This is a genomic window from Ideonella sp. P3_A4, assembly GCF_056403075.1.
In genome coordinates this window covers 1-7,931 of the sequence record NZ_JBFUGE010000276.1, presented here as the reverse complement: position 1 = coordinate 7,931, position 7,931 = coordinate 1, and the positions used below count along the sequence as shown (strand labels likewise).

Sequence of the window (7,931 nt, the reverse complement as noted above, 5' to 3'; positions counted from 1 at the left end):
GCACCGGCATGATGCTGGTGTTCAGGCGCAGCATTTCAGAGGCGACCACGTTCATTGGCTGGTTGACGCCGGGGATGCCAGTCAGGAAGGTCGTCGTCAGGTCGCTGCGCGGGTAGTTGGTCGGTGCGCTGTTGGGCAGCGGCAGTGCGATCTCCAGCAGCTTGGGCAGCGTCGGGTTGGTCACATAGCTCAGGAACTGGCCGTCACCGCTGGGCTGCGAGCTGTTGAACTTGTCCTTGTCCTTCAGGCCGATCACCACCTCGTTGACCAGCGGCATGCCCAGGCGCGAGACCTGCACCCAGTCGCCGGCGTCCTTGTCGACCTTGTTCAGGCCTGACTTAGGCGAAGCGTCGATGTTGTGCGTCTGGCGCACGCTGGCAGTGGTCCAGCCGCCGATCACCGGCTCGCTGCCCTGCGTCAGGCAGCTGATCGGCAGCTCCAGCGCCATCGTCGTCACGTTGTCGTCGGCAATGATGTTGGGGAACAGGCCGATCTGGTTCGGGTCGGTGATCACTTCGATCGGCGCGTGCACCAGGTCGAAGATCACGCCCAGGTTGACCGCAAAGCCCTCGGCGCGCTGGCCGACGAACATCTTGCCCGGCGTCGCGCAGTTCGGGATGTTGATGTTGTAGATGTGCTTGGCGGCGTAGCCTGGGTAGTCGGGGATGGTCTTGGTGCCGATGTTGTCGACCGGCTTGTCGAAGGTGGCCGAGCCGGTGGCGGCGTTGGTGATGGTCCAGGGCTCGCCGTGGCGGCGGTCGCCCTTCATCATGATCACGCTGTAGGTCTGCGCCACGTTCAGGTTGGCGTCAGCCACGTTGGCCACCGGGCCGGCCTGGATCAGCGGGATCGCGACGTTCTTCTTGCCGGCGGGCAGCTCGATGCCGCGGCCGGCGTTGGCCAGCGTGTTGGTGAAGCGGAACTGGAACGTCAGGTCTTCCTTCGCGTCACCGTTGTTGTCGATGTGGATCTCGTACAGCGCGTTCTGGTCCATGTTGAAGTAGTTCGGCCCGCCGTAGGCCGCCTGCAGCGGCTGGTAGTTGGCGATCAGCGTCACGTAGTTCGAGCGGCCGGTCTCGTAGCTGCGGAACATGTAGAAGTCGGTGCCGTCGACCTTGGGCGAGCCGGTGATGAACGGGGCCTCACGGTGGCTGGAGGCGAGGCTGGGGCCGGCCAGCGTGGCCAGTGCCGCGGCGGCGGCCAGCGGGGCCAGGCGGACGAGCAGGGAAGTGCGGTTCATGAAGAGGTCTCCTGAAGGATTGCGCCGGCTCAAAGTGGCGGGCGTGACCGTGCTTACGCGCTGGCCTGGGCGAGCGGATGCAGCCGCGTGAACAAACCCCGTGGCCCGCTGGGTGACTTGCATCCGATCGGGGCAGCGCTGCGTACGGGGGTGCCCGTGATTTCCGCCGCCTGTCCGGGTAAAGCCCCTGCTCCAAGCCGGGCGACAATCGGGGGATGGCTTCCGATGATCCCCAGGTCCTGCAATGGCTGCCCGCGCAAGGTCGGCCCGAGCAGTTGATGCTCGTGCTGCACGGCGTTGGCGACAGTGCCGCCGGCATGGCGCCGCTGGCCGAAGCGCTGCGTCGCGCATTTCCCCAGGCTGCGGTGCTGGCACCCGACGGTTTCGATCCTTTCGATGGCGACCCCAGCGGCGCGCTGGGCGGCCGCCAATGGTTTTCGCGGCTGGGCCTGGACGAAGGTAACCGGGTGCAACGCGTGCGCCGGATGTTGCCCAAGCTCGCCGCCTGGGTGCGTGGTGCGCAGCAGGCCACCGGTGTCGGCTCGGCGGCAACCGCGTTGATCGGCTTTTCACAGGGCGCGATCTGCGCGCTCGAGCTGGCTCAGGCCGAAGACGGTCTGGCGGGCCGGGTGCTGGCCTTTGCCGGCCGCTACGCCACGTTGCCTGAGCGGGCGCTGCAGCACACGACGCTGCATTTCTTCCACGGCGCCGACGACGACGTGATTGCCGCCGACCACGCCCGCGCCGCGATGCAGCGTGTGGCCGAGTTGCAAGGCGATGCAACCATCGACATCGTGCAGGGCCTGGGCCACGAGCTGCCGGGCGCGCTGGTCGACTGCGCGATCGACCGGCTGCGCACCCACATCCCCCACCGCACCTGGGCCGCCGCGTTGGGCGCGGTGCCCGGCCTGGCCGAGCGCCTGGCCTCACGGGGTGATGACGAGCTCGACGCAGAAGACTGAGATGAATTGGTTCGACAGTGTGGGCGCCTTGCGTGCCTGGGCCGCCGCGGCACGGCCGGTTTTCATTTGTGGCCAGGAGCGCAGCGGCACCTCGGCGCTGCAGCTGGCGATGTCGCAGCACCCGGCGCTGTTTGCCGTGCCGCTGGTCTACGAGACCTTCATCTTCCGCGAGCCGCGCAACCTGCTGGCCGACCCGCCGCGGCACATGCTGCAGGCCTACCTGCGGGGCGCCGAGAACCTGCAGTTGCTGCACGAGCGGCTGGCCGAACTGGGGGCGCAGGCCGGAGGCGATGCCAGCTCGCTGGACGAAGACGACCTGATCCGCGCCTTCTTCGCATTCGCCGCCCACCGTGTCTACCGGGGCCAGCGGCCGCTGGAGAAGACGCCGGCCCATGTGCACAGCCTGGCGCGCATCTTCAGCGTCTTCCCGCAGGCGCGGGTGCTGGCCTGCGTGCGCGAGCCGATCGAGGTGGTCGATTCGTACCGCCGCCGCCTGCAGCGCGAGCAAGCCTTGGGCAAGCCGCGTGAAGCCTGGGGCTGGCTCGATCAGAGCGATGAGCAGCTGATCCAGCAGTTCCGCCGTGTCGACCGGGCCTTGACTGATGTGACCAATGCGGCGCCTGGCCAGGTGTTCCAGGTGCCCTACAGTTGGCTCAATGCCGACCCGGTGACCGCGATGACGGCGATCTGCGAGTTCATCGGCGAGCCCTACGATCCGGCCGTCATGTCGGCCAAGGCGGCCTGGCGCGACCGGGTCGACGAGCGGCTGGGCCGGCCGATCGGCACCGCCAGTGCCCCGCGGCCCTCGACGCTGAGCGAAGAGACGCTCGCGATGCTGCGCAAGGAAACCTGGGGCCTGACGCGGCGCTGGCGCGTGCCCGGGCCGCTGCGCCCGGATCCGGCTCCACACGACTGAAGCTTTGTTGCCATGCTGTTTCTGTTGTCACCAGCCAAGACGCTGGACTATGAAAGCCCGCTGCCGGCGGTGGCCAAGCGCGCCACGCAGCCGCGCTTCGTCGATGAGGCGGCGAAGCTGATCGACGTGTTGCGCGGCCACTCGGCCGATGACCTCGCCGGGCTGATGAGCCTGTCGGACAACCTGGCCCAGTTGAACGTCGACCGCTACGCCGCCTGGTCGACCCGCTTCACCAGCCGCAACAGCCGGCCGGCTGCGCTGGCCTTCAACGGCGATGTCTACGAAGGCCTGCAGGCGGCGAGCTTGAGCTCAGCCGACTGGACCTGGGCCCAGCGTCACGTCGTGATCCTCTCGGGCCTTTACGGCATGCTGCGGCCGCTCGATCGGCTGCAGCCCTACCGGCTGGAGATGGGCACGCGCCTGGCCACGCCTGACGGTGCGAAGGACCTGTACGGTTACTGGGGTGACACCCTGGCCGAGACGCTGAACGAGGCTCAGGCCGACGAACGCGCGCCGATCGTCGTCAACCTGGCTTCGCAGGAATATTCACGTGCCGCACTGCGGCCGGCGCTGCGGGCGCGGGTCATCGAGTGCGTGTTCGAAGAGTGGCACGGCGGCGAGTGGAAGGTGATCAGCTTCTTCGCCAAGCGGGCGCGAGGCTTGATGGCGCGCCACGCGATCCAGCAGCGCGCGTCAACTTTGAAAGCGCTGAAGGCCTTCGACGCCGAGGGCTATGCCTTCGACGCGGAAGTGTCGGAAGCCGATCGCTTCGTCTTCCGCCGCAAGGGCGGCTGATCAGGCGCCGGCGTCACGCCGGCCAGTGCTTCGGCATCCGGCACTTCGGCCAGCAGGTCCTGCACTGTCATGTGCAGGTCACTCGGCGGCCCGAGCTGGGCCAGCAGCGTGTCGACCACCACCCGCACCCGCGGCGCCAGGTAGCGCCGATGCGGGTAGTGCAGCACCACCTCGCGCTCGCCGGGGTCGTGCTGCTCGACCAACAGAAGCTTCAGCCGGCCGCTGCGCAAGAACGGCAGCGCGTGATGCAGGCCGGCTTGCACGATGCCGGCACCGGCCAGCGCCAGGTCCAGCACCGCGGCCGGGTCGCTGACGGTCAATCGCGGTTGCGGCTGGATCTCGATGCGCCTTGCGCCGCGGCCGCCCGAACTCGAGCGGAACCACCAGGGGCTGGGGCCGTTGTTGGCGAAGCGCACCGCCACGCACTCGTGGGTTCTCAGCTCGTCGACCGTGCGCGGCACGCCGGCCCGCTTCAGGTAGCCAGGGCTGGCCAGCAGCGCCAGTGGCAGGCCGCAGATGCGCCGCGCGACCAGGCTCGAGTCTTCGATGAAGCCGCCGCGGATGCCGATGTCGTAGCCCTCGGCCACCAGGTCGATTGGGCGGTTGTCCAGGTCCAGCTCGATCGTCAATCCCGGGTGGGCACGGCTCAGCGCAGGCAGCAGTGGCAGCACCCAGTCGCGCCCCATCGCATGGCCGACCGAGATGYGCACGCGGCCGGTGGCCTCGGTGGCACTCTGGGTCACATCGGCCACGGCTTCGTCGAGCGCCCGCAGTGCGTGGCGAGCTTTCTCCAAGAAGCGCTCGCCTTCAGCGGTGAGCGCCAGGCGGCGCGTGCTTCGCTGCAGCAGGCGCACGCCCAGCTGCGCCTCCAGCTTGCCCAGGCTCTTGCTGACCGCGGCGGGCGTCAGCTCCAGCCGGTCGGCCGCCGCGGCCAGACTGCCGGCGCTGGCGGCCTCGACGAAGGCCAACAAACCCTGAAGTTGCTTCATGTCGGAGATTGTCAACTGAAGGTTGTGAATCCATCAAGCGCTGGTGACTTCCAGTAGCGGTATCCGGTGCCTAAAGTTCACTCCATCGCAGGCCCGGTGGTCGGGCAGGCAGACGCAAAAGGAGCTTGATATGAAGATCGGAATCCYGGGTTCGGGCGACGTGGCGCAAACGCTGGCGGCGGGCTTCCTGGCCCATGGCCACGAGGTGATGCTGGGCACCCGCGACCCGGCCAAGCTGAACGACTGGTCGGCCAAGCACCCGAAGGCGCGGGTGGGCAACTTCGCCGACAGCGCCGCGTTCGGTGAGATCGGCGTGTTGGCCGTCAAGGGCGGCGCCGCCGAGGCCGTGCTGAAGGCAGCCGACGCAAGCCGCCACCTGGCCGGCAAGGTGCTGATCGACGCGACCAACCCGATCGCCGACCTGCCGCCCGACAACGGCGTGCTGCGTTTCTTCACGACGCTGGACGATGCGTTGATGGAGCGCCTGCAGCGGGCCCACCCGGCGGTCAAGTTCGTCAAGGCCTTCAACTCGGTCGGTGCCGCGCTGATGATCGACCCGAAGCTGCCCGGCGGGCGGCCGACGATGTTCATCTGTGGCGACGACGCGGGCGCCAAGGCCACCGTGACCACGTTGCTGGCCGCGGTGGGCTGGGACACGGCCGACATGGGCGTGGCCGCCGCGGCGCGTGCGATCGAGCCGCTGTGCATGCTGTGGTGCATCCCCGGTTTCCTGCGCAACGACTGGGTTCACGCGTTCAAGCTGGTCAACCCGGCCTGACGCACGGATACGCCCGGCTGCAAAACCATCGCCGCCGGGCGTCAACAGGGCGGCGAACTGCTGCAAGAATAGGGGGATGACGACGACATCCCCCTCGATCACCCCTGAACTGCGCGCCTGGATCGTGGCCCAGGCCGAATCGGGTTTCCCGCCCGAAGAAGTTCTGACCGCGATGCGCACCAGTGGCTGGCCGGAAGAGGTGGCCATCGAGGCGCTCGAAGTCACCTTGACCGAGCATCTGCAGGCCAAGGGCAAGCCGATCCCCGGGCGCAGCCTGCCCGAGCCGTCACTGGAGGAGTCGACCACCCGCCTGATGGCCGAAGGCCACGAGGTGCGGGTGCTGACAATGATGGCGCTGCCGCGTGTGGTGGTGTTTGGCGGGTTGTTGACAGAAGCCGAGTGCGACGAGTTGGTGGCGTTGTCGCGCCAGCGCCTGGTGCGCTCGGAAACCGTGGTCAACGAGACCGGCGGCAGTGAGGTCAACACGGCCCGCACCAGCGAGGGCATGTTTTTCACCCGCGGCGAGAACCCGCTGTGCCAGCGCATCGAGAAGCGCATCGGCGCCTTGCTGAACTGGCCGGTGAAAAACGGCGAGGGCCTGCAGGTGCTGCGCTACCGCCCGGGCGCCGAGTACAAGCCGCACCACGACTATTTCGACCCGGTCCACTCGGGCACGCCGACCATCCTGTCGCGCGGCGGCCAGCGGGTGGGCACGCTGGTGATCTACCTGAACACGCCCGAGAAGGGCGGCGGCACCACCTTCCCCGATGTCGGGCTGGAGGTCGCGCCGGTCAAGGGCAACGCGGTCTTCTTCAGCTACCACGCGCCGCACCCGAGCACCAAGACGCTGCACGGCGGCGCCCCGGTGATCGAAGGCGAGAAGTGGGTCGCGACGAAGTGGCTGCGCGAGCGCGAGTTCATCTGAATTGATCGACTGCGCTCGACGCTTCGTGGTCGGGTGCAGGGTGTTCAGACTGCCGAGGTGGTGGCGCAGGGCGGCGGCGGTGCCCCCGGTCTCCGGCCCACGCTCGCGGGGCACGGTGGAGGCAGGTAACGGGCGGTGGCATCAACACCGTGGTGCCCTGGCGAGGTGGGGGCGACCGCGAATGGGGCCTGCGCCCGGAGGCACCACCACCACCCTGAAGCACTGTCGGTGGCGTGCCGCGCCTTTGCATGCGACCGAAGTGGCGCCACTTCTGCTGTGAGCTGCAGCAGTCGGCTGATGTGCCACGCCGTGGCATGCCACCCGGGTGCCTTGGTGGGTGGCTCGGGGGTGCGGGCGCAGGCCCCATTCGCGGTCGCCTCAACCGGCGCACGAGGAAACGAGGCTGACCGAGAGACACAGGCAGGCCGCATCCGGTGCCCCGCGAGCGTGGGCCGGAGAACGCGCCCCCGGGCTACCCGCCGCGCTCCACGCGTCGCAGGTGGAATCTTCGACGCAAGTCTCCCTTGCAGCTTGACGGCTCAGCCCRCAATCGTCTGGATCGCGTGGGCTGGGATCGTCAGCGCTACTTCCTGCGCGCCAATCTGCAGGCGGTAGTTCACCGCCGCGTCGCCGCCGTTCATCACCACCACCGCCAACTGCCCCTGYGGGTTGACGAAAGCCGTGGTTTGCAGCGTGCTGCGGCTGCTGACCGCGCTGACACGCTGGGCACCGGGGCGGATGAACTTCGAGAAGTGGCCCAGATAGGCGAAGCTGGGGGTGTAGACCAGCTCGCCGGTCTTGGTGTCGGCATGCACCGGCGCGAAGCAGAAGTTGCCGACGTGGTTGGGGCCGCCGCGCTCGTCGAGCAGGATGTTCCAGTCCGTCCAGCCGACCGCGCCGGTGTTGAAGTCGGCAATGATCTGGCTGCCGTAACGCTCGGCGTTTGGCCACCACTGCAGATGAGCGGGGTCGAAGCGTTCGACGGTAGCTTCGGTCAGCAGCAGGTTGACCTTCGGGTAGGCCTCGTGCACGGCGGCCACGTTGCGGTGCATCGGTTCGCCGCCGGCCCAGGTCTCATACCAGTGGAAGCCCACGCCCCAGACGTAGGGCGCCGCTTCCGGGTCACCCAGGATCGTGTGGGCGCGGTGGGTGATCAGGTCGCGGTTGTGGTCCCAGGCGATGATCTTGCGGTCGCCCAGGCCCTCGCGCTTCATCGTCGGGCCGAGGTGGTTCTTCAGGAAGTCGCGCTCTTCCTCGGCCGTGTAGATCATCGATTCCCAGGTCTGCTTGGCCATCGGCTCGTTCTGCACGGTGATGCCCCAGACG

At 68.2% G+C, this 7,931-nt stretch carries 8 protein-coding genes; 5 read left to right on the top strand and 3 right to left on the bottom strand.

Annotation, left to right across the window (positions count from 1 at the left end):
* Positions 1-1,240: DUF4331 domain-containing protein (locus AC1DYI_RS21055; protein WP_477206086.1), on the bottom strand; the 1,240-nt coding region annotated here is incomplete at its 3' end.
* Between the two features lie 215 nt (positions 1,241-1,455).
* On the opposite strand from AC1DYI_RS21055, the gene ypfH reads away from it, so the two are divergent.
* From ypfH to yaaA, 3 genes are read left to right on the top strand one after another with little or no spacing between them, the layout of a single operon-like run.
* A complete protein-coding gene (gene ypfH / locus AC1DYI_RS21050; protein ID WP_477206085.1) occupies positions 1,456-2,202 on the top strand; it encodes an esterase in 747 nt (248 codons plus the stop codon).
* 1 nt (position 2,203) lies between these two features.
* Positions 2,204-3,118, top strand: coding sequence for a sulfotransferase family protein (locus AC1DYI_RS21045; protein WP_477206084.1), 915 nt, complete (start codon positions 2,204-2,206; stop codon positions 3,116-3,118).
* 12 nt (positions 3,119-3,130) lie between these two features.
* Complete coding sequence (gene yaaA, locus AC1DYI_RS21040; protein WP_477206083.1) at positions 3,131-3,913, top strand: peroxide stress protein YaaA; 783 nt, start codon at positions 3,131-3,133, stop codon at positions 3,911-3,913.
* Here the strand turns inward: yaaA and AC1DYI_RS21035 are convergent.
* Positions 3,850-4,902 (bottom strand): LysR substrate-binding domain-containing protein, encoded by a 1,053-nt coding sequence (locus AC1DYI_RS21035; RefSeq protein WP_477206082.1) that lies wholly within the window; start codon positions 4,900-4,902, stop codon positions 3,850-3,852. The genes yaaA and AC1DYI_RS21035 overlap by 64 nt on opposite strands.
* Before the next feature lie 130 nt (positions 4,903-5,032).
* On the opposite strand from AC1DYI_RS21035, the gene AC1DYI_RS21030 reads away from it, so the two are divergent.
* Together AC1DYI_RS21030 and AC1DYI_RS21025 are read left to right on the top strand one after the other, a co-directional pair.
* On the top strand, positions 5,033-5,680 hold the full coding sequence (locus tag AC1DYI_RS21030; protein WP_477206081.1) for an NADPH-dependent F420 reductase: 648 nt from the start codon (positions 5,033-5,035) through the stop codon (positions 5,678-5,680).
* A gap of 76 nt (positions 5,681-5,756) precedes the next feature.
* Entirely contained in the window at positions 5,757-6,605 is an 849-nt protein-coding gene (locus AC1DYI_RS21025; protein ID WP_477206080.1) for a 2OG-Fe(II) oxygenase, read from the top strand.
* 539 nt (positions 6,606-7,144) lie between these two features.
* Here the strand turns inward: AC1DYI_RS21025 and AC1DYI_RS21020 are convergent.
* On the bottom strand, positions 7,145-7,931 hold a 787-nt coding region (locus AC1DYI_RS21020), incomplete at its 5' end, for a glycoside hydrolase family 30 protein (RefSeq protein ID WP_477206079.1).